This window comes from Actinoplanes nipponensis (assembly GCF_016862275.1).
Lineage (GTDB): Bacteria > Actinomycetota > Actinomycetes > Mycobacteriales > Micromonosporaceae > Actinoplanes > Actinoplanes nipponensis.
The window spans coordinates 33,357-55,604 of the sequence record NZ_BOMQ01000055.1 but is presented as its reverse complement, the minus strand read 5'-3'; the positions used below and the strand labels follow the sequence as shown (position 1 = coordinate 55,604).

Below are 22,248 nucleotides of genomic sequence, written 5' to 3'. Positions count from 1 at the left end.
GGCGGGCGGGAGCGGCGGGCGGGAGCGGCGGGCGGGAGCGGCGGGCGGGAGCGGCGGGCGGGAGCGGCGGGCGGGAGCGGCGGGCGGGACCAGCCAGCGGGAGCGGCGGCCGGGACCAGCCAGCGGGAGCGGCGGGCGGAACCAGACCATGCAGCGGCGGGCGGCGGGCGGAACCAGACCAGGCAGCGGCGGGCGGAACCGGACCCCGTCCGATGGGTGACACGGCCGCGCGGCCGGCCCGGCCTGATCGCCTAGGGTGATCGCGGAACCGGAGGGGCCCGGCGACGGGCCGGCGGGGTGGGAGAGGCTGAGCGGGTGACGGGGGTCAACGGCACGGCGCCGGGCGGGGCCGCCGCGCGGCCGGTGCGGGTGCTGCTCGCCCACGATCAGCCGATGATGCGGTCGGGCCTGCGGATGGCGCTGACCGGGGCCGGCGGTGTCGCGGTCGTCGGCGAGGCCGGCGACGGGGTCGAGACGCTCGCGCTCTCCCGCCGGCTGCTGCCCGACGTCGTGCTCATGGACCTGCGGCTGCCCCGGCTCGACGGGCTGTCCGTGACCCGTTCGATCGCCGGGTCCGGGCTGCCGGTGCGGGTGCTGATCCTGACCATGGACGACGCGGACGAACACGTCACCGGGGCGGTCGCGGCCGGGGCCATGGGCTACCTGTGCCGAGACGTGCCGGCGGAGGAGCTTGTCGCTGCCGTCCGTACCGTCGCCGCCGGAGGCGCCGTGGTCGCGCCGGTGATCCTCGCCCGGCTGCTCACCCGCCTGGCCGAGGCGCTGCCGGCGCCGGCCACGACGGCGGCCGCGCCCGCGCTCGAGACGCTGACCGACCGGGAACGCGAGGTGCTCGCCCACGTCGCCAAGGGCCACTCGAACGCGGAGATCGCCCGTGCCCTGACGGTCAGCGAGACGACCGTCAAGACCCACGTCGGCCACATGCTGACCAAGCTGGGCCTGCGCGACCGGGTCCAGGCGGTGGTGCTGGCCTACGAGACCGGGCTGGTGCGCCCGGGCGGCTGACGCCGCCGCGGCGGCCCGGTCAGGCCGCCGCGCGCAGGTCCCCCGTCGCCCGGTGCACGTCGATGTCGCCGCTGGCCGTGCGCACCCGCAGCTCCAGCGCCGCCTCCGGTGTCCCGGCCGGGGCTCCGCCGCGCATCGCGAGATCGCTCGACGTGGAGCCCGACGCGGTGTCCAGGTCCAGCCACACGCCCGTGCCCGCGGCCACCCCCACCGACACGTCACCGGACGCCGTGCTCACCCGGGCCTTGCCGCGGCTCAGCAGGCCGACCTCGACCTCGCCGGACGCCGTCCTCGCGTGCAGCGAGCCACCGACCCGGCGGAGCGTGATGTCGCCGCTGGCCGTGTCCGCGTTGACGTCACCGTTGACGTCACCAACGCGCAGGCCGCCGGAGCTGCTGCTGATCCGCAGCGAGCCGCCGACCCGCCCGGCGGCCAGGTCGCCGCTGGCCGCCTTCAGGAACGCGTCGCCGGTCACCTCGTCGAGGGACACGTCGGCCGACGCCACGTCGGCCTGCGCGCTCGCCCAGCGGCCGGTCGCGCGGATGTCGGCCGACGCCGACTTCGCGGCCAGGGCGCTGTCCAGCGGCACCCGGATCCGGACCCGCACCTTCGGGGTGCGGCGCCAGTTCCAGGTCCATTCGGGCGCGTGCACCACCAGGGTGTCGCCCTCCAGGGTCACCGTGAAGTCTTCGACGGCCTCACCGCCGTTCTCCGCGACGACTTCCACCTGGGCGTCGGGGCGCTCCTCGGCCACCACTTCCGCGGTGCCCCGGTGCAGGCGCAGGGACACCGTCACGGGGGTGGAACGGTCGAACACGTACATGGTCTCTTCCTTCCGTCGGGGCTGGTCAGGCTTGTGCGAAGCCGGTGATGCGCTTGCCGGGCCGGCCGCGGCGGGCGTCCGGGGGCGGGCCCGCCGGCGCCGCCCCGGCCGCGGCCGTGACTGCCCGGACGAGCCAGGCGTTGACCGAGACGCCCTCGGCCGCCGCGGCCTGCTCGACGTGCGTCTTGAGCGATTCGGGCATGCGCAGGGTGAGGCGGGCCAGGTCCCCGCCGTCGGCCGGCGGCGGGGCCGGCGCCGGCGGGGCCGAGAAGGCCGGCTCGGTGACCACGAGGTCCGCCTCGCGGCCGCGGAGGCGGACGTCCACCACCGGGCCGTGCAGCCGGGTGGTGATCTCGGCCGCCGCGTCCGACAGCGCCTGGAGCAGCGCCAGGCGGGCCGAGGCCTCCAGGGCGTGGCCGAGCAGCTCGGCCGCCCGGGTGGTCTCCGGACCGCCCGGGGCCGCGGCGGCGCTGAGGTCGCTGCGGAGCGCTTCGAGGTACGGCGTCAGGTCCATGACCCCACTATGACGTCACTTATGACGTCTGTCAACCGTCACGATGACGTCGAGGGGGAACCCTGAGCGCCCCTGGGTGGCCACCCCCAGCGGAATCTCCGCGTCGGGCTACGCCCCAGGGCGGACGCCCCGCACCGCGCCCGCCGGAAGACTGGGCCCGACCGTTCAAGGGCGTATCCCAGGGAGCCACAGTGACAACGACGAATTCCGGCGAGCCGGCGGCCGCACGGGCCGATGAGGTCTGGAAGGTGTACGGCACCGGCGAGGCGCGCGTCGTCGCGCTGCGCGGCGTGAGCGCCGAGTTCGAGCGCGGCCGATTCACCGCCATCATGGGGCCTTCGGGCAGCGGCAAGTCGACCCTCATGCACTGCCTGGCCGGGCTCGACACGGTCGACCGCGGCGAGGTCCACGTCGGCGGCACCAAGATCACCGGAATGGGCGACAAGGCGCTCACCCGGCTGCGCCGCGACCGGGTCGGCTTCATCTTCCAGCAGTTCAACCTGCTGCCCACGCTCAGCGCCAAGGAGAACATCCGGCTGCCGCTGGACATCGCGGGCCGCAAGCCCGACCCGCAGTGGTGGGACATCGTGATCGACACCGTGGGGCTGCGGGACCGGCTCGGCCACCGGCCCAGCCAGCTCTCCGGCGGCCAGCAGCAGCGGGTGGCCTGCGCGCGGGCCCTCATCGGCCGGCCGGACGTCATCTTCGCCGACGAGCCGACCGGCAACCTGGACTCGCGCTCGGGCGCCGAGGTGCTGTCGTTCCTGCGGGCCAGCGTGCGCGAGCACCGCCAGACCATCGTCATGGTCACCCACGACCCGGTCGCCGCGGGCTACGCCGACCGGGTGGTGTTCCTGGCCGACGGCGCGATCGTCGACGAGCTCGCCGGGCCGACCCCCGAGACAGTCCTGGACACGATGAAGCGCCTCGACACGCACGCCGAACCGGTGATGCTCTGATGCTGCGCGCGACCCTGAAGAGCCTGCTGGCGCGCAAGCTGCGGCTCGTCCTCTCCGGGCTCGCCGTGGTGCTCGGCGTCATGTTCGTCTCCGGCGCGTTCGTGGTCACCGACACGCTGAGCCGGTCGTTCGACGCGCTGTTCGCCAGCGCGTACGCCACCACCGACGTCGGCGTCACCGCGAAGCCGAAGGTCGAGGTGTCCGAGTTCGAGGGTGAGCAGGTGGTCACGCCGCTGCCGGCGAACGCGGTGCAGCGGGTGCGGGCCGTGCCGGGCGTACGGACGGCGACCGGACTGGTGGAGGCCGACGGGGCCCGGGTGATCGGCAGCGACGGCAAGGTGGTCACCTCGATGGGTCCGCCCCGGCTGGGCATCGCCTGGACCGGCGCGGACGACCTGGTCGAGCTGCGCGCCGGCCGCGGTCCCGTCGCCGCCGACGAGTTCGTGGTGAACGCGACGGTGGCCGAGGCCGCCGGCATCACGGTGGGTGACCGCGTCGGCGTGCTCACCCTGGCCCCGAAGAAGCAGTTCACCCTGGTCGGCATCTACGGCTACAGCGGCAACCGGGACAGCATCGGCGGCGTGCAGGAGGTGGCGTTCACCGAGCCGGTGGCGCAGCAGCTCATGCTCGGCGAGACCGGGGTCTACAGCTCCATCCGGGTCACGGCGGCGCCCGGGGTGACCCGCGAGGAGCTGCGGGACCGGATCGCGACGGCCCTGGGCCCCGGCTACGTGACCAAGACCGGCGACCAGCTCGCCGCGGACAACGCCGCGGGCCTGCAGGAGGGGCTCGGCTTCTTCACCAACATCCTGCTCGGCTTCGCCGGCGTGGCGCTGTTCGTCGGCATCTTCCTGATCCTCAACACGTTCTCGATCATCGTGGCCCAGCGGACCCGCGAGCTGGCGCTGATGCGGGCCCTGGGCGGCAGCCGGCGCCAGGTGATCGGCTCGGTGCTGGTCGAGGCGGTGGTGATCGGGCTGATCGCGTCGGTGCTCGGCCTGGCCGCCGGGGTCGGGGTGGGCGCGCTGCTGGCGTACCTGTTCAGCTCGTTCGCCGGCGGGATGGAGCTCGGCACGGTGGGCGTGCCGCTCGCCGCGGTCGTCAGCTCGTTCGTGGTCGGGGTGCTGGTCACCGTGGTGGCCGCCGTGCTGCCGGCGCTGCGGGCCTCGCGGATCGCGCCGGTCGCCGCCATGCAGGACGTCGCCACGCCGGACCGGCCGCTCACCAGAATCAGCGTGGCCGGCGGCGTCGTCACGGCCGCGGGCGCCACCGGGCTGGGCCTGGGCCTGTTCGCCGACCTGGGCGACGCCACCCTGTGGACCATCCTGGGCGGCGTGCTGGTGTCGTTCGTCGGCGTCGCGCTGCTCACGCCGCTGATCAGCCGCCCGGTCGTGTCCGGCATCGGCCGGCTGTTCTCCTGGTCGCTGCCCGGGCGCCTGGGCCGGCTCAACTCCGGCCGCAACCCGCGACGCACGGCGATCACGGCGGCCGCCCTGATGGTCGGCATCGCGCTGGTCACCGGCGTCACCGTGGTGATGGATTCGGCCAAGAGCAGCCTCAAGGCCGAGGCCGCGACGATCCTCAAGGCCGAGGTGATCATCAGCGGCGACCAGAACGGCCCGCGGCCGCCGAGCTACGACCCGGCGGTGCTGCGCGGGGCCGCGACGATCCCGGGGGTACGGTCGGTCGCCGGCCTCTGGAACGACCAGGTCGTCATCGACGGCGAGAAGCACTACGTGAACGCCACCGACGACCTGGCCGCCCTCAAGGACGCGTTCGGCGACGCGGCGGGCGCCGTGCCGGCCACGTTGCGGGACGACCAGCTGGTGGTCAGCGTGCCGGAGGCCGCCGCGTACGGGTGGCAGGTCGGCACCAAGGTGACGATCCAGCCGTCCCGCGGCGATCCCCGGGCGTACACGATCGCCGCGACCTACCCGGAGGACAGCCTTCCGGGCGACTACCTGCTGCCGGTCGCGGCGGCCCGGGACTTCGGCATCACCCAGCCGACGATGGGCTTCCTGCGCCTGGCCGACGGCGTGCCGGTGGGCCAGGTGCTGCCCCGGGTCAAGGCGCTGCTGGCGGACAGCCCCGAGGTGTCGGCGCAGGACGCCCAGGCGTTCGTCGACCAGCAGGCGGCGACCTTCGACACCCTGATCACGATGATCCAGATCCTGCTGGCGCTGGCCATCCTCATCGCGGTGCTCGGCGTGGTCAACACGCTGGCCCTGTCGGTGCTGGAACGCACGCGGGAGCTGGGGCTGCTGCGCGCGGTCGGGCTGGGCCGGGCGCAGACCATGCGGATGGTGACGGTCGAGGCGGTGGTGATCTCGGTCTTCGGCGCCCTGCTCGGCGTGGTCGTCGGGGCCGGCATGGGCACCGCGGTGACCCGCGCCCTGAAGAGCGACGGCATCACCGAGCTGGTGCTGCCGTGGGAGCGGATGGGCACGTACCTGGTGCTGGCCGCCCTGGTCGGGGTGATCGCCGCGGTGCTGCCGGCGATCCGCGCCGCCCGGCTCAACGTCCTGGGCGCCATCGCCCACGACTGACCCGGCGCCCCGGCCCGGACGCCCCCACGGGTTCGGGCCGGGGCTCAGGCCGTCGCGGAGGCCAGCACGGCCGCCAGGAATCCCGGGTCCACGCCCTCCAGGGACTCCCGCAGGTGCACCCCGTCGGTCGGCGGCAGCTCCAGCTCGGCCGGCACGGCCAGCACCGCCGCCCCCGACGCGACCGCGCTCTTCATCCCAGTCGGCGAGTCCTCGATGGCCACGCACGCCTCGATCGGCACGCCCAGCAGGTCGGCGGCCGTGCGGTAGGGGGCCGGGTCCGGCTTGGGCGCCGACACCTCGTCGCCGCAGACCACGACGTCGAAGTTGTCGCGGCCCAGCGTGTCCAGCGCGACCTCGACCAGGCGGCGCCCGGTCGAGGTGACCAGTGCCGTCGGCAGGCCGGCCGCGCGGACCGCGCGCAGCAGCTCCAGCGCCCCCGGCCGCCAGACCAGCCCCTCGGCGAACAGCTCCTCGACCCGGCGCGTCAGCCAGGCCACGTCGGCGGCCTCGTCGCGGTCGGGCTGGGCCAGGTCCTCGCGCAGGATCCGCATGGAGCTGGCCATGCTGCTGCCGATCATCGCCAGGCGCGCCCCCTCGGAGAGCTTGCCGCCGGCGTGGGCCGCCAGCTCGTGCAGGGCGATGTCCCAGACCTTCTCGCTGTCGACCAGCGTGCCGTCCATGTCGAAGAGCACCGCAGCCGGTGGTGTGGGTGTCAGGGCAGGCCTCCCGAGCCGATCGCTTCGTGTCCGCCCATTGTCCCCGGCCGGGTGGCCCGGCGCGGGCCGGTGTGACTGCTACGACACGTCGCAGGGCGCCAGCGAGCGCCGGTAGCCGTTGCTGAAGGACCTGGTCCGCTGCTTGGCGGAGCCGTGCGCGCCCTCGGCGAACCAGGGCTGCCCCGGGTCGTCGCCCACGGCTTCCAGGCCCCGGGCCAGCTCCTCGAGGTCGCCGTCGTCGAGCTTGAGGGTGCCCTTGCGCTCGGTGTCGCCGATGTACGCCCCGGCCATGCAGTCCGCCTGCAGCTCCTGCTCGATGGTGAACTTCTTCTGGATGCGCAGCCGCAGCTGGATCGCGTGCGCGTACTCGTGGCCCAGCAGGTAGAAGATGAACGCGTCGCCGATCTGCCGGAAGGCGGCGAACGCCCAGTTCACGTCGTAGGCGATGAAGTCGCCGGCCGAGCAGTACGCGGCGTTGTTGAGACCGAGCCCCTGCCCGCCGCAGTCGACCTCGCCCTCCCGCTCGTACGGGATCAGCCGCGCGACCGGCCGGAACTGCAGCCCGGACTTGCGGAACTCGTTCTTCCAGTAGTCCTCGGCCACCCGCGCGGCGTCGCCGATGTCGGCCTCGAACTCCTCCGGGGTGTCCGTGCCGTCCGGGTCCTCGCCGGCCGCGGTGGTACGGGCCGCGGCGGGCGCCCGCCGCTGCTCACCGCCCGCCCCGGCGTCGTCGTCGGGCGCGGAGACGCAGCCGAGGGCGATCAGCGCGGCCAGCACGGGGGCCAGGACGGCGGAACGGGTGCGGCGCGGCACCGGCATGCGGGTCCTCCGAGGGGCTGGCGTGACCGGACACACCCACGATACGGGCGGTGCCCGCCGCCGGATCAGCGCTGTGGGACGCCACACGCGTAGAGCGCCCCGCCCGGGGTAGCCGGACCAGGTACCCCATCCTGCACGAACTATGGAGGACCCCTTGGCACAGGACACACTTTCCCGTTCCCTGCACGACGTCGGGCTCGCCGCCTGGTTCGGCGGCACCCTGGCCAACGCGGTGGCGCTCAACCCGGCCGCGGCCGAGACGGCCGACCCGCAGAGCACCGGCCGGGTGGCCAACACCGGCTGGAACAAGTGGACGCCGGTCAACGCGGCGGCGATCGGCGCGCACCTGGCCGGCAGCGTCGGCGAGCTGGTCGGCAACCGGTCCCGGCTGGTCGCCCAGCAGGGCGTGGGCACCATGTCGCTGGCGAAGACGGGGCTGACGGTGGCCGCGCTCGGCGTCACCGGCTACAGCCGCCTGCTCGGCCGCAAGGTCGCCCAGGACACCGCGGTGCCCGCCGCGTCCGGCACCGAGTCGACTGTGGACACCCCGATCGACGTGGTGCGGGCGCAGAAGAAGCTCTCCACGCTGCAGTGGGTGGTGCCGGCGCTGACCGGCGCCCTCATCGTGCTGAGCGCGTTCGCCGGCGAGCAGCAGCGGCCCAGCCAGGTCAAGAAGGGCATCCTGGCCCGCTTCACCCGGTGACCCGCCGCGGGGCGCGGCGACGGAACTCACACCGGCGCCGCGCCCGGCGCGGGCATGATGGTCACGTGCGGATCGAGGACGTGACCCCGGAGACGCTGCGCCCGGTGCGCCGGCCGTTGCTGGTGCAGAGCTGGCACGACCTGACGTTCCTGCACTGGGCCGTGCCGCCGGAGACGGTCGCGCCGTTCCTGCCGCGGGGCACCGTCCCCGACACCCTCGACGGCGTGACCTACGTCGGGTTGATCGGCTTCCGGATGGTGCGGCTGGGCGCGCTGCGCGGGCCGGGAATTCCGTACCTGGGCACGTTCTGCGAGACCAACGTGCGCCTCTACAGCGTGGACGCGCGCGGGCGGCGGGCCGTGGTCTTCCTCTCGCTGGACGCCGAGCGGCTGGTGCCGGTGCTGACCGCGCAGGCGCTGCTGCGGCTGCCCTACAAGTGGGCCCGGATGCGGCTGGAGAAGGACGGCGACGTGCTGCGCTACACCAGCAGGCGGCGCTGGCCCGGGCCGCGCGGGGCGGCCAGCGAGCTGACGGTACGGGTGGGCGCCCCGGTCGAGCAGCCGTCTCCGGTCGAACACTTCGTGACCGCCCGCTGGGGCCTGCACACCCGCGCCTGGGGCCGCAGCCTGCACCTGCCCAACGAGCACCCGCGCTGGCCGCTGCGCCGCGCCGAGCTGCTCGGGCTGGACGACGAGCTGATCACCGCGGCCGGCCTGCCCACGCCGGCCGGGCCGCCGGCGAGCGTGCTCTACTCCCCCGGCGTCCCGGTCACCTTCGGCGCACCGGACACCCTCGAGGCCGCCGGCGATTAGCCCAGGGTCTTGTCGAGCTTGGTGAACGAGCTGCCCCAGCCGGCCCGGGCCTGCTCGACGACCTCCCGGCTGAACGGGCCCTGGGTGAGCACCAGCCGGGTCCGCCCGCCGGGCTCGTCGTGGAACTCCAGGCGCATCCGCATGACGTCGCCCGCGAAGTCGGGCAGCGCGGAGACGTCCTCCTCGCCGACCAGCAGCTCGTTCTCGACCACCTCGACGAAGGTGGTCTCGACCGGCGAGGTCTGCGCCGGGTCGGCGTCGTTGACCATGGTGAAGCGCTGGTGGCCGCCCACCTTGGCCTCGACCTCGACGCTGTCGCGGGGCACCGACCAGCCGACCGGGCCGAACCAGGCGGAGATCTGGTCGGGATCGGTGAAGGCGCGGTAGACCAGCTCGCGGGGGGCGTCGAAGATCCGGGTGATGACCAGCTCGGTGGTGGCGTCGCTGTCGCTCATTGCTGTTTCTCCTGTTCTTGGATGTGGCGCAGGTGCGCGTCCAGCCGCGTGAAGTTGTCGTCCCAGAACCGCCGGTAGCGCTCCATCCAGGCGGTGGCCTCGCGCAGCGGCTCGGCCTGCAGGCTGCTGGAGCGCCACTGGGCGGACCGGCTGCGGGTGATCAGGCCGGCCTGCTCCAGCACCTTCAGGTGCCGGGAGACGGCCGGCAGGCTGATCGAGAACGGCTCGGCCAGCTCCGAGACGGTGGCGTCGCCCTCGGCCAGCCGGGCCAGGATCGCCCGGCGGGTCGGGTCGGCCAGGGCCGCGAAGATCACGCTGAGCCGGTCGGTCATGCTGTTTAACACCCTCGTTAATTAACGGATAGGTTAAACATAGGACCGGGCCGGGGCGGCGTCAAGGATCGCGAGGGTCAGACCCGGGACGGAATGCGCCGGTGCAGCTCGGCGAGCAGCGTCTCGGGCCCGGGTGACATCATGCCGACGTCGATCAGGAACGCCGAGCCGGACTCGCGGCGCAGCACCCGCGGGCGCCGGCCCGGGCCCGGCAGCTCGCTCACCTCGGCCATGTCGGTGGGCGTCACCACCAGCTCGGTGAACGGCCCCCAGCGCCGCAGCCCGACCGCGGCGATCGACGCCCAGGGCAGGCGCACGCCGCGCCGCCCGGTCGCCGCGAACTCCAGGCCGTGCACGGAGCTCTTCATCCAGCCGAGCCGGTTCCAGGCGACCAGCAGCACCAGGGCGGCGACCACGACCGGCACGATCAGCAGGCTCTCCGCGACCCGGACCAGCTCGCCGATCGTCGGCCGGTCGCCCAGCAGCAGCTGCACCAGCAGCGACAGCACCCGGCACAGGAACCAGACGGCCGCGCACACCCACAGCATGGTCACGAAGACCTCCGCGCGGGGCTGGAAGAACGTCGTGGCGTCCTCGCCGGGTTCGAGAGGGTGGTCGTCCACGAGCGCCAGTATGCCCGCTTATGTAGCTACATATACAGTGTTGGCCGACTCTCCGCCGGTCAGTGGGTTGGCGAACGACACCACGTGGGCGGTCGACGCGGTGAAGACCTCGGCCAGCACTGCCGCGAAGTCCGCGTCCGGCGGGTCATCGGACCACAGCGCGAAGACGCCGCCGGGCCGCAGGTGCGCGCGCAGCCGGCGCATCCCGTCGGCGGTGTAGAGCGCCGCGTTGGCCGGGGCGAGCACGTGCCGCGGGCTGTGGTCGACGTCGAGCAGGATCGCGTCGAAGCGCCGGCCCGGCGCGGCCGGGTCGAAGCCCTCCGGTCCGGCCGCCATCGCGAAGAAGTCGCCCTCCACCAGCCGGCTGCGCGGATCGCTGACCAGCGCCGCCGCCTCGGGCAGCAGCCCCCGCTCGTGCCAGGAGATGACCTCGGCGACCGCGTCCACCACCAGCAGCGAGGCCACCCGCGGATCGGCGAGCACGGCGCGCGCGGTGTACCCGAGGCCGAGCCCGCCGACCACCACGTCGGGGCGGGCGTCCGCCGGCAGCGCCGCCAGCCCCAGCCGGGCCAGCTCGATCTCGGCCACGGTGAACAGGCTCGACATCAGGTACTCGTCGTTGATCTTGACCTCGTACACGTCGACCCCGAGCCGCGGATCGCGCCGGCGGCGCAGGCTGATCTCGCCGATCGGCGTCTCGCGCCAGGCCAGCTCCTCGAACCGGGCGCTCACGCGGCCGCCGTCCTGGTTGCCGGGGGCCCGGCGGTCACCGCGGATACGCTCATGGCCGGTCAGCTTGCCACGCCGGCCGGCCGGCCGCGGCGACCCGCCCGGGCCTCAGGCCGAAATGCGCTGCGGGGCCAGCTCGTCGTCCTCGTCGTCCTGCGTGCCCACGCCGGCCGCGACGGCGGCCGCCTCGGCCTCCGCCTCGGACGCGCCGATCTTCGCCAGCTCCCGGCCGTAGACCTTGGTCGCGCTGTAGAGCTTGTAGATCAGCAGCAGCTCGAACGCGGCGAGCAGCACCGCGGACAGCACGGTGAAGAAGACGACCTGGTCGGTCAGCGGGCCCAGGATGAAGACGAACATCTGGAACTCGATGCCGCTGAACAGGTGCGCCCGGATGCGCTGGCCGGCCAGGAAGTTGCGGACCTTGACCAGCGGGCCCAGCTTGGCGCGGAACTCGCCGTAGACGTCGACCACCGGCTGCCCGCTCCCGCCGTCGGCCACGCCGACCGGCTGCGCGGCGCTGGTCTCCTCGACGACCACCGGGCCGCCGGGGCCCTCGCCGCGCGCCGCCTCCAGGTTGCGCCGCATGTCCCCCTTGACCTTGCCCATCTGCAGGGCGTTCAGGTAGCGGAACATGTCCAGGAAGATGACCAGGCCGGCCAGCCACAGGTAGACCATGCTGTCGGTGCGCTCGTACTGGCCGACCATGAGGGCCACCGCGCAGGTCACCACGCGGAGCCGGTCGAAGACGTAGTCGAGCCAGGCGCCGAAGACCGAGCCCGTGCCCTTCAGCCGGGCGATCTTGCCGTCCATGCAGTCGAGCACGAAGCTGACGTGGAAGACCACGGCGCCGGCCACCAGCCACGGGTAGTCACCCTGCAGGAAGCAGTAGGCGGCCACGAAGCCGAGCAGGAACGCGCCCATGGTCAGCAGGTTCGGCGTGACCCACCGCAGCGGGGCCACCAGCCAGACCAGCCGCGATGCCAGCGGGTCGACGAGCCACACGGTCCACCAGGCGTCGCGGTCCTTGTACGTACGGGTCCGGATCTCGTCCAGCGTGAACCGTTGTGCCATGCCACGACTCCACCGAGGTGATGAATACATGAATAGTGGGACGCGCGGACATTACAGCAGTCTTATTACGGGCAGCGAAAGCAGCCCGAGAATCTGGACAAACGGCGGTGCAATGCGCCTACCCGGCCACAGTCCGTCACGCCGCCGCATATACCAGGAGAACGGCCAGCGCCGGCACGCCGCCGGTCAGCAACCCGCGGCCGAAGGCCCGGGTCCGGGGCACGACCAGGCAGGCGAGCCCGCCGACCAGGGCGCCGCAGCCGGTCAGCAGCAGAGCCGGGTACGTCGCGGACAACGCCGCCGTGACGCACGGCACGGCCCCGGTCGCCAGTCCCGCCACGAAGGCCCACCGCCGTCCGGGCGGCGCGGCCACCCGCAGAATGGCGTCGCCGAACACCCCGGGCCCGGCCTCCAGCGAGAACTCGTAACCCTCCCGGTCGTACGCCCGCAGCGCCAGCGGCTCCTGTTGCTGGCGCACCCGCAGGCCGGCGTCGTGCCAGAGGTCGCGGTAGACGCCGACCAGCCGCGGGAACTCGATCGGCACGTCGCGCAGCAACAGGCTGCGTTCGCGCCGGCGCCCGGGCCGCATCATCGGCGTGACCGCCAGCCGGGTCGAGACCAGGGCCAGGTGCAGCCGGTCCTCCACCCCGCGGGCGACCGGATCGCGGGGCACGGCCCGGCGCAGCGACCGCAGCACGAACGCGTTCCCGGCGGCGAGCAGGGGCAGGGCGTACCAGCCGTGGTGGTCCGGGATCAGGGCCAGCAGCGGGTACAGCAGGCCGGTCGGCAGGGTCGCGGCCAGCGCCACGAACGCCGCCAGATCCGCGTGCCGGGGCGCCAGCCGGCCGGCGACTGTGAGCAGCGCCACGACGGCGACGTAGCCGGCCGCCACCGGGGCGAAAGGGAGCCGCGGCATGCCCGCAGTCTGCCGCCTGGCCAGGGCGGACGGGGGCGAATCGCCGGCCTCACCCGGGGGCTGGACGTGTGTTGGCGCGCGCGCCCGCGCGTGTCAGGATTCCGGCGTGACCTCGCGGGGGGCTGCGGGGCACGGCGACAACTCAGGGGGATGACGGTGGACGCCGACCACGTCGCGGGTGACCTGGAGTCCGTGCTGCTCACCGAGGACGAGATCCGGGCCCGGGTGGCCGGGCTGGCCGCCGAGATCGGCCGGGACTACGCGGGCCGCGACATCGTGCTGGTGGGCGTGCTCGGCGGGGCGGCCACGTTCACCGTGGACCTGGCCCGCGCCCTGGACAGCCAGGTGGAGATCGACTGGATGGCGATCCGGTCGTACACGACGAGCAAGCGCGCCTCGGGCTCCGTACGCCTGCTCAAGGATCTTGATCTGGACATCGCGGACCGCGACGTGATCATCGTCGAGACGGTGATCCAGACCGGCCTGACCATGTCCTGGCTGATCGCGAACCTGCGGCAGCGCCGGCCCGCGTCGATCGCGGTGGCCGCGCTGCTGCGCAAGCCGGACACCCCGGAGCTCGGCGTGCCGATCTACCCGGGCTTCGACGTGCCGGCCGGCCTGATCGTCGGGTACGGCCTGGACTACCGCGGGCGCTACCGCAACCTGCGCTGCGCGGCCGTGCTGGCCCCGCACGCCGTGCGATGAGAGCCGTCGTCTTCGACTTCTTCGGCACCCTGACCGACCCGGCCGCGGAGGCCGGGCGCCTCGCGGCCTTCACCGCGACGGCCGCCGCGCTCGGCGTGCCCGCGGACGCCTTCCGGGCGGCGATGTCGGCCACCTTCGGCGAACGGGCGACCGGGGTCTTCGGCGGCACCCGCGCCACGCTACGGACGATGGCGCTGCGCTGCGGCGTCTCCCCCGCCCCGGAGGCGCTGGAGGCGGCCACGGCGGTGCAGCTGGCCGGCGCCGCCACCGTGCGCACGCCCCGGCCCGGCGCCCTGACCGTGCTGGCCGCGCTGCGCGAGCGCGGCCTGCGGCTCGGGCTGATCTCCGACTGCAGCAGCGAGCTGGCCGAGAGCTGGCCGCGGACGCCGTTCGCGCCGCTGATCGACGTGCCGGTCTTCTCCTGGCGGGAGGGCTGCCGCAAGCCGGACCAGCGGCTCTACGCCACGGTGGCCCGGCGCCTGGGCGTGCCGCCCGCGCAGTGCTGGTACGTCGGCGACGGCGGCAGCCGCGAGCACACGGGCGCGGCCGCCGCCGGCATGCGCCCGGTGCTGGTGACCAACGCCGGCTACCCGCAGGCCGCGGCGTACCGCGACGACCCCGACACCCACGTGCCGGAGCTGGCCGTGGCCGAGCTCACCGAGCTGCTCGCCGTGCTGGACCGGGACCGCGCATGCCCGTGACCAACCCGTGGCTGTCCGGCCCGGCGCCGACCGCCCGCCTGGACCACGCCCGGCTCTCCGAACGCGTGCTCAACCTGCTGTCGTCGCAGAACATGTGCGTGCTGGCCACCGCGGGACCGGCCGGCCCGCTGGCCACCCCGGTGCGCTACTTCCACCTGGACTTCACCCTGCTGTTCACCGCGGCCGCCGGCTCGCCGAAGCTGCGCAACATCGCCGCCGACCCGCGGGTCTCGGTGGGCGTCTTCGCGCCGCTGGTGGGCCAGGCGAGCAGCCGCGGCGCGCAGATCTTCGGCCGGGCCCGGGTGCTGACCGACGCGGACGAGGAGTACGGCGCGTACTGGCCGGCGGTGCGCTGGCAGTCCGACCACGTGGAACGGTCCCGGTCGCTGGACGACCCGCCGCGGGGCCCGCTGGTGGTGATCCCCGCGGAACGCATCGTCTACACCGAACACTGGCTGCGCCGCGACGGCTTCGCACCCCGCCAGGTGTGGCGGCCCGGGCCGGCGTGAGCCGGGTCGGCCGCGGCTCAGGGCCGGCCTCTGCTCAGGGCCGGCCTCTGCTCAGGGCCGGCCTCTGCTCAGGGCCGGCCTCTGCTCAGGGCCGGCCGCGGCTCAGGGCCGGCCGCACACCGAGAGCCGCGACGGCCTGGCACGCCGCCAGGTGTGCCGGGTCAGCCGCTGCTCAATGCCAGCCGCACACCGAACGCCGCGATGACCGTACCGGCGATCCGGTCCAGCACCCGGCGGGCGACCGGCCGCCGCAGCACCGCCCGCATCCGGTGGGCGAGCCCGACCAGGACCGCCGACCAGGCGGTGCCCAGCCCGATGTGGACCACCGCCAGCAGCACGCCGAAGGCGAAGACCGGCACGCCCGGCGGGATGAACTGCGGCAGCAACGCGACGTAGAAGGCGCCCATCTTCGGGTTCAGCAGGTTGGTGAGCAGCCCACGCCGCCAGCCCGGCGCGTCCCCCGCGGCCGCCGGCTCGGGCCGGCCGCGGCGGGCGCCCCACAGCATGCTCAGCCCCAGCCCGACCAGGTAGGCGGCCCCGGCCCAGCGCAGCACGTCGTAGGCGAGCCGGGAGGCGGTGAGCAGGGCCGTGACGCCGGCCGAGGTCAACACCCCCCAGACCAGCGTCCCGGCCTGGATGCCGACCACGACACCCCAGGCGCGGCGCGGGGCGCCGACGGCGGCGGTACGCAGAATGAGCGCGGTGTCCATCCCCGGGGTCAGGGTCAGAACTCCCACCACCACGACGAACGATCCGAGGCTGCCGAGCACCGTCACGCCGCCAAGCTACCGCCTCCTAAGCTCGGCGGATGGCCACGATCCTGATCACCGGGATGTCCGGCACGGGCAAGTCCACGGCCCTGGGCGTCCTGGCCGCGCACGGGCACCGGACCGTCGACACGGACACCGACCGGTGGAGCCGCTGGGTGACGCGGCCGGACGGCTCGGCCGACTGGATCTGGCGCGAACCGGAGATGACCGGCCTGCTGTCCCGGCCCGGCCCGGGACATCTGTTCGTGGCCGGCTGCAAGAGCAATCAGGGCACGTTCTATCCGCTGTTCGACGAGGTGGTGCTGCTCAGCGCGCCGGCCGAGGTGATTTTGGCCCGGATCGCGGCGCGCACCGGCAACCCGTACGGCAAGAGCCCCGAGCAACGCGCGGCGGTCCTCGACCACCTGGCCCACGTCGAGCCGCTGCTGCGGGCCACCGCGACCGCCGCGATCGACGCGTCGGCGCCGCTGGACGAGGTCGTCCGGCAACTGGAGGCACTAGTCCGCCCACCCGGTTAGCGCGACGATCGCGGCGGCGAGGCCGGCGACCGTCCGGCTGTCCGTGGCGACCCGGTGCACCCAGTCCGGGCTCTCCCGCTCGAGCTCCCGCGCCGCCCTCGATGAGGCAGTGCTGGACGCGGGCGGCGGACAACCGCACGTGGATCTCGACGGCGATGGTGCTCTTGCCGGCTCCGGAGCGGCCGCCGAGCAAGAGGACCTCACTGCGCACGGCGCCGGTCACCTCGGCCGCCCTTCCTCTCGGCCGCCCTTCCTCTCGGCCGCCTGTTCATCCTGGCCGCCGCCCTCGTCTCGGCCGCCCTCACCTTGCCCCCGTTTCGCCTTGGGCCGTCGCTCATTGCAGGGCCTTGGCGAGCATGGCGATGAGCGGCTGCAGGTCGGTCGGCTCGGGCAGGTGGTCCGGGTTCACCTCGGTGATGCTCAGCCCCGCGAACCGCGGGCTGGCCGCGAGGATGGACAGGGTGGTGCCGGCCTCGTCCAGGCTGAGGCCGAGCGGCTCGGGCACGTCCGCGAACGGCGCGGCCCCGAACGCCAGCACGTCGACGTCGAAGTGCACGACGAAGTGGTCGGCCGCGCCCTCCGCCGCCGCCCGGGCCCGGCCGGCGGCCGCGGCGGCGTCGGCGTGCACCTCCGAGCCGGGCACGTAGGTCAGGCCGAGGCTGTCCACCAGATCGCGTTCGGGGTCACCCACGGGGAGGTCGTCGCCGTAGACCACGACCCGGTCCGGCGTCAGCATCGGCGTGGCGCCGCCCACCGCGGCGACCTCGGGCGCGGCGCCGGGGAGGCCGAGCATGTGGGCCAGGCCCATCGCGTCCAGATTGCCGTTGAGGCGGGTCTGCGGCGTGTAGAGGTCCGGGCCGCCGTCGACGTACACCAGGGCCGGCGCGCCGGCGCCGGCGACCAGGCCGAGCGTCACCGTGCAGTCGCCGCCGAGCACCAGCGGGGTGCCGGGAACGGCGGCGACAGCGGCGGCCACGTCGCGGGCCACGCGGGCCACGGTCGGGGCGTTCTGGGCTGTCGGGCGGGACGGATCCGGCCGCCAGCGGAAGCCCGGGATGTCGCCGAGATCCGTGACCCCGTCCAGGGATCGCAGCAGGCCGGCGGCGCGGAGGGCGCCCGGCGCCTGCTCGACGCCGGGGGTGTGCGCGCCGGCGCTGGACGGCGCCCCGATCAGACTCCACTGTCGATTCATGGTGTCCAGGATGGCCCGGCGGTACGACACTTTTCCGGTCCGTGGACATCGAGCCGGGCCGGTCCTGGTCGCCCACGACCAGCCCGGCGGCCCTCGCCGAAACGAGGACCACCGGGCTCACCACCGATCAGTAGTCGGCGTTGCACACCTGGGCGTCGGTCGTGCCGGTCGGGATGAACGCCACCGCGTCGAACGCGATGTCGATGTTCCCCTGAGCGCCGGCGGCAACGTTCTTCAGCTGCACCCGGGCGCCCTTCTTGAGGGGCAGGTTGCCGAGATACTTCCACCTGTCGGCGCCGTTGGTGCTCTGGTCGATCGAGCAGATCTTCGGCACCACACCCTTCGGGTCCGGCCAGATGTAGTACCGGGAGGTGTCCCACTCCCCGCCGTGGCTGGGCAGGTGCGCCACGATGTCGTAGCGCGTGTCGTCGGGATAGGGCAGGTCGGGGCTCCACGTCGCGACGATCTGGTGCTTGGCGTTCGAGTCGCCGTCGGGGTAGTCGGGCTTGTAGACGTGGGTGAACCACATGTGCCCTTTGTGACCCGCGCCCAGCTGATGCAGATCGATCTGGGCGAACCTCCATGTCGGGTCCACCGGGTTGGCGTATCCACCCGCCGGGTTGCCCAGCCGGAGCGTGAACTTGCCGTCGCTGGGGCCGATCGGGCACCCGAGGTTGTATTGACCGGTCTCGTTGAGCGTGTAGACGATCAGCGGCGGCCCGATCTTGCGAGGCTCGCGGTCGCCGGTGAAGTTGCCGCAATCTGTGCCGTAAGAGCGTTGGAGAGGTCGCTCCGCGCTGCCCAGCGGGTAGGTGAGCCGCTCGGTGGCGCACGCGCTCGAGCAGATCGCCCAGAACGTCTCTCCGTGCCACCAGCAGTTCTCGTTCCGGTCCGGGCACGGATTGGCCGGCAGTCCCTCCACGCACTTGGCGGACGTGCAGAAGGAATAGATGTTCGGCAGGATCAGCTTGCCGGACGAGCCGAACGCGGGCTTGGAGTACTTGAAGAGCCGTTCGTTGCCCAGCCAGTACCACTGCGGCGTCTCGGCCCAGCCCATGATCAATTCAGGGTAGGTCCAGTCGCCCGGATGGGAGGCGTCGTCCGGATCGGCCAGGAACCGGGGGCGGTTGGCCGGCAGCCGTGGGTTGACCGGATTGTTGAACCATCCCACACCCCAGTTCCCCCCGTGCGACGCCCGCTCGGCATAGGGATAGAACCCACTGTTGTACGCCCAGACGGCTGCGTACCAGTTCTCGATGTACCGCGGGTCGCCGTCGTTGAGCTTGTTGCGCCCGCCGGAGTCCTGGTTGAGCTGGTTCCACTTGTCGATGAGGATGTTCATCGCCGCGGCGATGTTGGCGGCGTAGTCGACCGCGATCCGCACCTTGTCCTCCGGGGTGAAGACGGTTTCCCCCGCCCGCATCCCGGTGGTCACCTGGCCGATGCCGTATCCGCAGTCGGACTTCGTATAGTCGATGACCTCGATGTTGCTGTTGCCGTTGGCGTCGCGATTGCCGTAGTAGTCGGAGACCAGCGGGTTCGCCGTGTCCCCGGGCACCCCGTGCCAGGACGCCTGGGCCATGTTCGTCTCCTGGGACAGGATCGCCATCATCAGCTGGGACGGCACGGTGCCGCCGTAGGCCACCTGATGCGGCGGGAACCGGACCTGCGGCTGATAGGCGTTCAGCCCGGTCTTCAGGTAGTTCGCCGGGCGCTGCACCAGGAGCTGGCCGTGCACCGCCTGCTCGACCGCCCATTCCACCATGTTGTAACTGGGCTGGAGCGGCTGGACCGACGGATTGTTGCGCGGGACCGCGCACGCCGGCGCGTCTTCGGCGAGCCTCGCCGCCGGACCCGCCCGCACGGCCGGGCCGGCCTTCGCCGCCGGCCGGCCGGGCAGCGGCACGCTGAGCGTCGGCCCGCCGCCGGCGCTGATCGATCCGTTGATCTCGCGCCCGCTGTGCGCCGCCCGGGTGGTCAACTCGACCGCCTTGTCGGTGGGCGCGACGCGCTCGACCATCAGGTGTCCCTGCGCCGAGACGGCCCGCACCGGGCGCTCCGCCCGCAGAGTGCTCAGGCCGGGCACCCCGGACCGGACCTTCGTCACGTCGCCGACCAGGCGGTTGCCGCCGGCGCCGCGGAAGAGCTGCAACCGTTGCCGTGGCCCGGTGCCGGTCCGGGTGAGCCGTCCCCCCTGCCAGCGCTGGGCGACTGCTTGCTCGCCTCGCACGGAGACCAGGTCAACGGCGCCGCCGGAGGTCGCCTCCACGGCGAACGGCTGCCCGGCCGGGGTGGCCACGGCGGTCAGCCGACCCGTGGCGCCGACCTTGACCAGTCGGCCACCGGCGATGCCGTAGTCGCCGTCCGGCGCGGGCGTCGGCGTGGTGAGCTGCCGGTCGATGCGGCGGGTGGACTCGACCTCGGCGGTGACCGCGTCGACCGCGAGCAGGTCCGTCCGCTCCCCTTCGCGGCCGACGGCCCGGGTCAGCAGCACCCGGTCCGACGGGCCGCAGGCCGGGTTGAAGTAGGCCAGCTGCACCCCGGTGACGAGGTGCCGGGCCGTGCCGGTGGCCAGGTCCACCACCGACGCGAAGGCGCCGGCCATCGTCGCGGCCGGTCGGTTGGTGGCGATGACCGGGGCATAGACGGCGACCGCGTACCGGCCGGAACCGGTGGTGCACACGTAGCCGGTCCAGGCGCCCAGGTCGGTGCCGGAGGCCCGCAGGGTGGCCAGGGGCGTCCACCGGAAGGCGGCCGCCTCGCGGGCCACGTACAGATGGAACCCGTCGGTGTCGCCGACCCCGGCGACCGCGGTGTCCGACGAGGTCTGCCAATCATCGCCGAGGGCGTTGTCCGGCGCCGCGAAGGCTACGCCCGCAGCGGTCGGTGAGGCGGGCGCGGCCTGCGCCGACGTCGCGGCGGCCGACCCGGCCAGCAGCGCCAGGATCCCGAGGATGCCGATCGAGTTCTTTCGCATCGTCATCGCCACTCGGTGCATTTGTCGTTACCGTTCGGGAGGGGCCGGATGCAGACCCTGATCGAGAAGCCCCAGGGCACCATCTTGGTGTAGAAGGTGTTCCGTCCCCTGCTGGGATAACCGATCTCGTCTTCCGGCAACGGCGCGCCGCCGTAGGGGTACAGCGTCTGGACGAGGATGTTGCTCTGATCGCCGTCGTTCCCGCTCCAGTAGTACCCGTAGGCCGCGTCGCAGGCCGGCGAATAGTAGAGCAGGGCGTGCGGAGCGGGCGGCGCCCCCGGCGGTACGTCCTCGACCGCCACGCCGGCCACCTGATACGCGTCGGCGGCGCAGCCCTGCTCGGCGGCGACCTTGCCGCGGCAGGACTCTCCGCTGCAGGAGGCCAGGGCCGCCGCCGGCGCCTCGGCGACCCGGTCGGGTCCGGCCGCCGCCGCACTGGCCGCACCCACCATGATCGTCGCCACCGCGATGGCTGATGCCGCCATCGTGACCAGATTTCGATGTCGCATGAGTCCTCCCCGACGCACCGATTGATGGGCGGACTGTCGCAATCGGCCCGGGTGGGGAGCAATACGTTTCAGCCGAAGCTGAAATGATCAGGTGAAGGTGCTGGCCTCGTTCAGCCAGTAGAGCATCCACGTCAGCAGGTTCAGCACCCGTTGGCGAGCAGGGTCCCCGACAGCGTGGGTGAGCAGAACCTGTGCCTGTTCGCTGTACTCGACAAGCAGGGCGCGGTCGCGCCAATGTCGGCTGGTCCCCTCGGCCGCCGCGTGCACCGAGTCGGCCGCCCGGATGACGACGGCATCCAGCGTGCCGGTCTCACTCAGGATTTCACGGACGACGCGTTGGACGAGCCGGTGCACGACGAGATGGTCGGTGTCGTCGGCCGGCACGGTCAGCGACCGTCCGGTGAGGATCGCGACCACGGCGTCGACGTCGGCCGGCTCATCGGGATCGGGGGACGGCTCCGCGGCGGTGGCGAGGTGGCGAGGTGGCGGTCGACGCCGGTCGGGGACAGGACGGCGAGCCGGTCGAGCATCCGGCGGGCCTGCTCGCCCTGGTCGGTCATCCAGGCTGAGCAGAGGACGGCCTCGGCGAGGCCGTGCGGGTACGGGTCGCCCTTGGTGCGGGGCCGCAGGCGGCTGGCGTCCATCTGGTTCATGGCCCGTACGTACTGCCGGTAGCTCGGGTAGCGGCGGCCCGGCCCGGTCGTCGAGCCCGATCCGCCGGGCCAGATCGTCCACGGCCTCGTCCGGGGTGAACAGGGTGACGTCGATCAACGGGCCGAGACTGTCCAGCACCCGGTGGGTGGTCGTCGCGACCGTGTGCACTTTCCCGAACGCCGGTGTCCACTCCTGGACGACGTCGGCATCCACCGCGTTGTCGAAAACCGGCAGACACGGCCCGGGCTGGGTGCGCAGCCAGCGCAACCCCGAACGCGCCGCGACCTGCGGGTCGGCTCCGGGCTCACGCACCCCGGCCGCCGTGGCCAGCTCGTCCAGCGCAGCGACGACGCCGCCCTCGGATTCCGCGTTCGCCCACACCACCACCGGCCAGCCGTGCCGGATCCGCAACCGCGCGTAGGCGGCCGCAAGCTGCGTCTTGCCCACCCCACCCCGCGCTGCCCGGCGTGACAGCCGCGGCCGCGGTCGTGCACAGCGCGGTCAGACGGTCCACGAACCGGTCGTCGGGCAGCTCACCGTTGCGGGCGTCGAACGCGTGGACGCCCCCAAGGCGCGCGGGACAGCTCGTTGCCGACATGCTGGGACGCCTCCGCCGCCGGGCTCATCACGACCACCATCGCCGCGCACCCGTCGACCTGGTCGCGGGTGACC

Annotated in this window: 24 protein-coding genes; 9 read left to right on the top strand and 15 right to left on the bottom strand. The window is 73.4% G+C overall.

Annotated features, from left to right (window positions below):
* The first annotated feature begins 315 nt into the window (after positions 1-315).
* On the top strand, positions 316-1,023 hold the full coding sequence (locus Ani05nite_RS23710; protein ID WP_203771562.1) for a LuxR C-terminal-related transcriptional regulator: 708 nt from the start codon (positions 316-318) through the stop codon (positions 1,021-1,023).
* 19 nt (positions 1,024-1,042) lie between these two features.
* On the opposite strand, the gene Ani05nite_RS23705 is transcribed toward Ani05nite_RS23710, so the two are convergent.
* The gene (locus Ani05nite_RS23705; RefSeq protein WP_203771558.1) at positions 1,043-1,846 is read right to left on the bottom strand and encodes a DUF4097 family beta strand repeat-containing protein; all 804 of its coding nucleotides are present in this window, start codon (positions 1,844-1,846) and stop codon (positions 1,043-1,045) included.
* Between the two features lie 25 nt (positions 1,847-1,871).
* A complete protein-coding gene (locus tag Ani05nite_RS23700; RefSeq protein WP_203771556.1) occupies positions 1,872-2,360 on the bottom strand; it encodes a toxin-antitoxin system HicB family antitoxin in 489 nt (162 codons plus the stop codon).
* 191 nt (positions 2,361-2,551) lie between these two features.
* Here Ani05nite_RS23700 and Ani05nite_RS23695 point away from each other — a divergent pair, with 191 nt between their 5' ends.
* Positions 2,552-3,319, top strand: a complete 768-nt coding sequence (locus Ani05nite_RS23695) for an ABC transporter ATP-binding protein (protein WP_203771554.1) — start codon at positions 2,552-2,554, stop codon at positions 3,317-3,319.
* Positions 3,319-5,865 (top strand): ABC transporter permease, encoded by a 2,547-nt coding sequence (locus Ani05nite_RS23690; protein ID WP_203771552.1) that lies wholly within the window; start codon positions 3,319-3,321, stop codon positions 5,863-5,865. The genes Ani05nite_RS23695 and Ani05nite_RS23690 overlap by 1 nt, the downstream gene beginning before the upstream one ends.
* A 44-nt stretch (positions 5,866-5,909) precedes the next feature.
* Here Ani05nite_RS23690 and Ani05nite_RS23685 read toward each other — a convergent pair whose 3' ends face one another.
* The gene (locus Ani05nite_RS23685) at positions 5,910-6,557 is read right to left on the bottom strand and encodes an HAD family hydrolase (protein WP_203771550.1); all 648 of its coding nucleotides are present in this window, start codon (positions 6,555-6,557) and stop codon (positions 5,910-5,912) included.
* Between the two features lie 102 nt (positions 6,558-6,659).
* Positions 6,660-7,400 carry a neutral zinc metallopeptidase gene (locus Ani05nite_RS23680; protein WP_203771548.1) on the bottom strand — a complete coding sequence of 247 codons (741 nt, stop codon included), beginning with the start codon at positions 7,398-7,400 and terminating at the stop codon, positions 6,660-6,662.
* Between the two features lie 154 nt (positions 7,401-7,554).
* Here Ani05nite_RS23680 and Ani05nite_RS23675 point away from each other — a divergent pair, with 154 nt between their 5' ends.
* Both Ani05nite_RS23675 and Ani05nite_RS23670 read left to right on the top strand, forming a co-directional pair.
* A complete protein-coding gene (locus tag Ani05nite_RS23675; RefSeq protein ID WP_203771546.1) occupies positions 7,555-8,103 on the top strand; it encodes a hypothetical protein in 549 nt (182 codons plus the stop codon).
* A 65-nt stretch (positions 8,104-8,168) separates the two neighbouring features.
* Positions 8,169-8,915 (top strand): YqjF family protein, encoded by a 747-nt coding sequence (locus Ani05nite_RS23670; RefSeq protein WP_203771544.1) that lies wholly within the window; start codon positions 8,169-8,171, stop codon positions 8,913-8,915.
* Here Ani05nite_RS23670 and Ani05nite_RS23665 read toward each other — a convergent pair.
* From Ani05nite_RS23665 to Ani05nite_RS23640, 6 genes are all read right to left on the bottom strand, one after another.
* The gene (locus Ani05nite_RS23665) at positions 8,912-9,370 is read right to left on the bottom strand and encodes an SRPBCC family protein (protein ID WP_203771542.1); all 459 of its coding nucleotides are present in this window, start codon (positions 9,368-9,370) and stop codon (positions 8,912-8,914) included. The genes Ani05nite_RS23670 and Ani05nite_RS23665 overlap by 4 nt on opposite strands.
* The gene (locus Ani05nite_RS23660) at positions 9,367-9,702 is read right to left on the bottom strand and encodes an ArsR/SmtB family transcription factor (protein ID WP_203771540.1); all 336 of its coding nucleotides are present in this window, start codon (positions 9,700-9,702) and stop codon (positions 9,367-9,369) included. Before Ani05nite_RS23660 ends, Ani05nite_RS23665 begins: the two co-directional genes overlap by 4 nt.
* A 77-nt stretch (positions 9,703-9,779) precedes the next feature.
* Positions 9,780-10,325, bottom strand: a complete 546-nt coding sequence (locus Ani05nite_RS23655; RefSeq protein ID WP_203771538.1) for a hypothetical protein — start codon at positions 10,323-10,325, stop codon at positions 9,780-9,782.
* A gap of 18 nt (positions 10,326-10,343) precedes the next feature.
* On the bottom strand, positions 10,344-11,057 hold the full coding sequence (locus Ani05nite_RS23650) for a spermidine synthase (RefSeq protein WP_203771536.1): 714 nt from the start codon (positions 11,055-11,057) through the stop codon (positions 10,344-10,346).
* A 105-nt stretch (positions 11,058-11,162) separates the two neighbouring features.
* Positions 11,163-12,125, bottom strand: coding sequence for a CDP-alcohol phosphatidyltransferase family protein (locus Ani05nite_RS23645; protein ID WP_203771534.1), 963 nt, complete (start codon positions 12,123-12,125; stop codon positions 11,163-11,165).
* Between the two features lie 136 nt (positions 12,126-12,261).
* Positions 12,262-13,041, bottom strand: a complete 780-nt coding sequence (locus tag Ani05nite_RS23640) for a hypothetical protein (protein WP_203771532.1) — start codon at positions 13,039-13,041, stop codon at positions 12,262-12,264.
* A gap of 150 nt (positions 13,042-13,191) precedes the next feature.
* On the opposite strand from Ani05nite_RS23640, the gene hpt reads away from it, so the two are divergent.
* From hpt to Ani05nite_RS23625, 3 genes are read left to right on the top strand one after another with little or no spacing between them, the layout of a single operon-like run.
* Complete coding sequence (gene hpt, locus Ani05nite_RS23635) at positions 13,192-13,746, top strand: hypoxanthine phosphoribosyltransferase (protein ID WP_203771530.1); 555 nt, start codon at positions 13,192-13,194, stop codon at positions 13,744-13,746.
* Positions 13,743-14,447 (top strand): HAD family hydrolase, encoded by a 705-nt coding sequence (locus Ani05nite_RS23630; RefSeq protein WP_203771528.1) that lies wholly within the window; start codon positions 13,743-13,745, stop codon positions 14,445-14,447. The genes hpt and Ani05nite_RS23630 overlap by 4 nt, the downstream gene beginning before the upstream one ends.
* Positions 14,438-14,956 (top strand): pyridoxamine 5'-phosphate oxidase family protein, encoded by a 519-nt coding sequence (locus tag Ani05nite_RS23625; RefSeq protein WP_203771527.1) that lies wholly within the window; start codon positions 14,438-14,440, stop codon positions 14,954-14,956. The genes Ani05nite_RS23630 and Ani05nite_RS23625 overlap by 10 nt, the downstream gene beginning before the upstream one ends.
* A 161-nt stretch (positions 14,957-15,117) precedes the next feature.
* Here Ani05nite_RS23625 and Ani05nite_RS23620 read toward each other — a convergent pair whose 3' ends face one another.
* On the bottom strand, positions 15,118-15,732 hold the full coding sequence (locus Ani05nite_RS23620) for a LysE family translocator (protein WP_203771526.1): 615 nt from the start codon (positions 15,730-15,732) through the stop codon (positions 15,118-15,120).
* Positions 15,733-15,764: 32 nt separating this feature from the next.
* Here Ani05nite_RS23620 and Ani05nite_RS23615 point away from each other — a divergent pair, with 32 nt between their 5' ends.
* The gene (locus Ani05nite_RS23615; protein WP_203771525.1) at positions 15,765-16,244 is read left to right on the top strand and encodes an AAA family ATPase; all 480 of its coding nucleotides are present in this window, start codon (positions 15,765-15,767) and stop codon (positions 16,242-16,244) included.
* A gap of 334 nt (positions 16,245-16,578) precedes the next feature.
* Here Ani05nite_RS23615 and Ani05nite_RS23610 read toward each other — a convergent pair whose 3' ends face one another.
* From Ani05nite_RS23610 to Ani05nite_RS23595, 4 genes are all read right to left on the bottom strand, one after another.
* The gene (locus Ani05nite_RS23610; RefSeq protein ID WP_203771524.1) at positions 16,579-17,436 is read right to left on the bottom strand and encodes an arginase family protein; all 858 of its coding nucleotides are present in this window, start codon (positions 17,434-17,436) and stop codon (positions 16,579-16,581) included.
* 127 nt (positions 17,437-17,563) lie between these two features.
* Complete coding sequence (locus Ani05nite_RS23605; protein ID WP_203771523.1) at positions 17,564-20,419, bottom strand: carbohydrate-binding protein; 2,856 nt, start codon at positions 20,417-20,419, stop codon at positions 17,564-17,566.
* Positions 20,416-20,922: a DUF2690 domain-containing protein gene (locus tag Ani05nite_RS23600; RefSeq protein WP_203771521.1), complete on the bottom strand. Its 507-nt coding sequence runs from the start codon at positions 20,920-20,922 to the stop codon at positions 20,416-20,418. Before Ani05nite_RS23600 ends, Ani05nite_RS23605 begins: the two co-directional genes overlap by 4 nt.
* A gap of 87 nt (positions 20,923-21,009) precedes the next feature.
* Complete coding sequence (locus Ani05nite_RS23595) at positions 21,010-22,023, bottom strand: hypothetical protein (protein WP_203771519.1); 1,014 nt, start codon at positions 22,021-22,023, stop codon at positions 21,010-21,012.
* Between the last annotated feature and the right edge of the window lie 225 nt (positions 22,024-22,248).

Bases quoted from the DNA above. Each gene is read 5' to 3' on its own strand.
- Ani05nite_RS23700 (WP_203771556.1), bottom strand. From the start codon at position 2,360: ATGGACCTGACGCCGTACCTCGAAGCGCTCCGCAGCGACCTCAGCGCC.
- Ani05nite_RS23690 (WP_203771552.1), top strand. From the start codon at position 3,319: ATGCTGCGCGCGACCCTGAAGAGCCTGCTGGCGCGCAAGCTGCGGCTC.
- Ani05nite_RS23640 (WP_203771532.1), bottom strand. From the start codon at position 13,041: ATGCCGCGGCTCCCTTTCGCCCCGGTGGCGGCCGGCTACGTCGCCGTC.
- Ani05nite_RS23600 (WP_203771521.1), bottom strand. From the start codon at position 20,922: ATGCGACATCGAAATCTGGTCACGATGGCGGCATCAGCCATCGCGGTG.
- Ani05nite_RS23630 (WP_203771528.1), top strand. From the start codon at position 13,743: ATGAGAGCCGTCGTCTTCGACTTCTTCGGCACCCTGACCGACCCGGCC.
- hpt (WP_203771530.1), top strand. From the start codon at position 13,192: ATGACGGTGGACGCCGACCACGTCGCGGGTGACCTGGAGTCCGTGCTG.
- Ani05nite_RS23605 (WP_203771523.1), bottom strand. From the start codon at position 20,419: ATGACGATGCGAAAGAACTCGATCGGCATCCTCGGGATCCTGGCGCTG.
- Ani05nite_RS23665 (WP_203771542.1), bottom strand. From the start codon at position 9,370: ATGAGCGACAGCGACGCCACCACCGAGCTGGTCATCACCCGGATCTTC.
- Ani05nite_RS23615 (WP_203771525.1), top strand. From the start codon at position 15,765: ATGGCCACGATCCTGATCACCGGGATGTCCGGCACGGGCAAGTCCACG.
- Ani05nite_RS23660 (WP_203771540.1), bottom strand. From the start codon at position 9,702: ATGACCGACCGGCTCAGCGTGATCTTCGCGGCCCTGGCCGACCCGACC.
- Ani05nite_RS23680 (WP_203771548.1), bottom strand. From the start codon at position 7,400: ATGCCGGTGCCGCGCCGCACCCGTTCCGCCGTCCTGGCCCCCGTGCTG.
- Ani05nite_RS23610 (WP_203771524.1), bottom strand. From the start codon at position 17,436: ATGAATCGACAGTGGAGTCTGATCGGGGCGCCGTCCAGCGCCGGCGCG.
- Ani05nite_RS23625 (WP_203771527.1), top strand. From the start codon at position 14,438: ATGCCCGTGACCAACCCGTGGCTGTCCGGCCCGGCGCCGACCGCCCGC.
- Ani05nite_RS23705 (WP_203771558.1), bottom strand. From the start codon at position 1,846: ATGTACGTGTTCGACCGTTCCACCCCCGTGACGGTGTCCCTGCGCCTG.
- Ani05nite_RS23645 (WP_203771534.1), bottom strand. From the start codon at position 12,125: ATGGCACAACGGTTCACGCTGGACGAGATCCGGACCCGTACGTACAAG.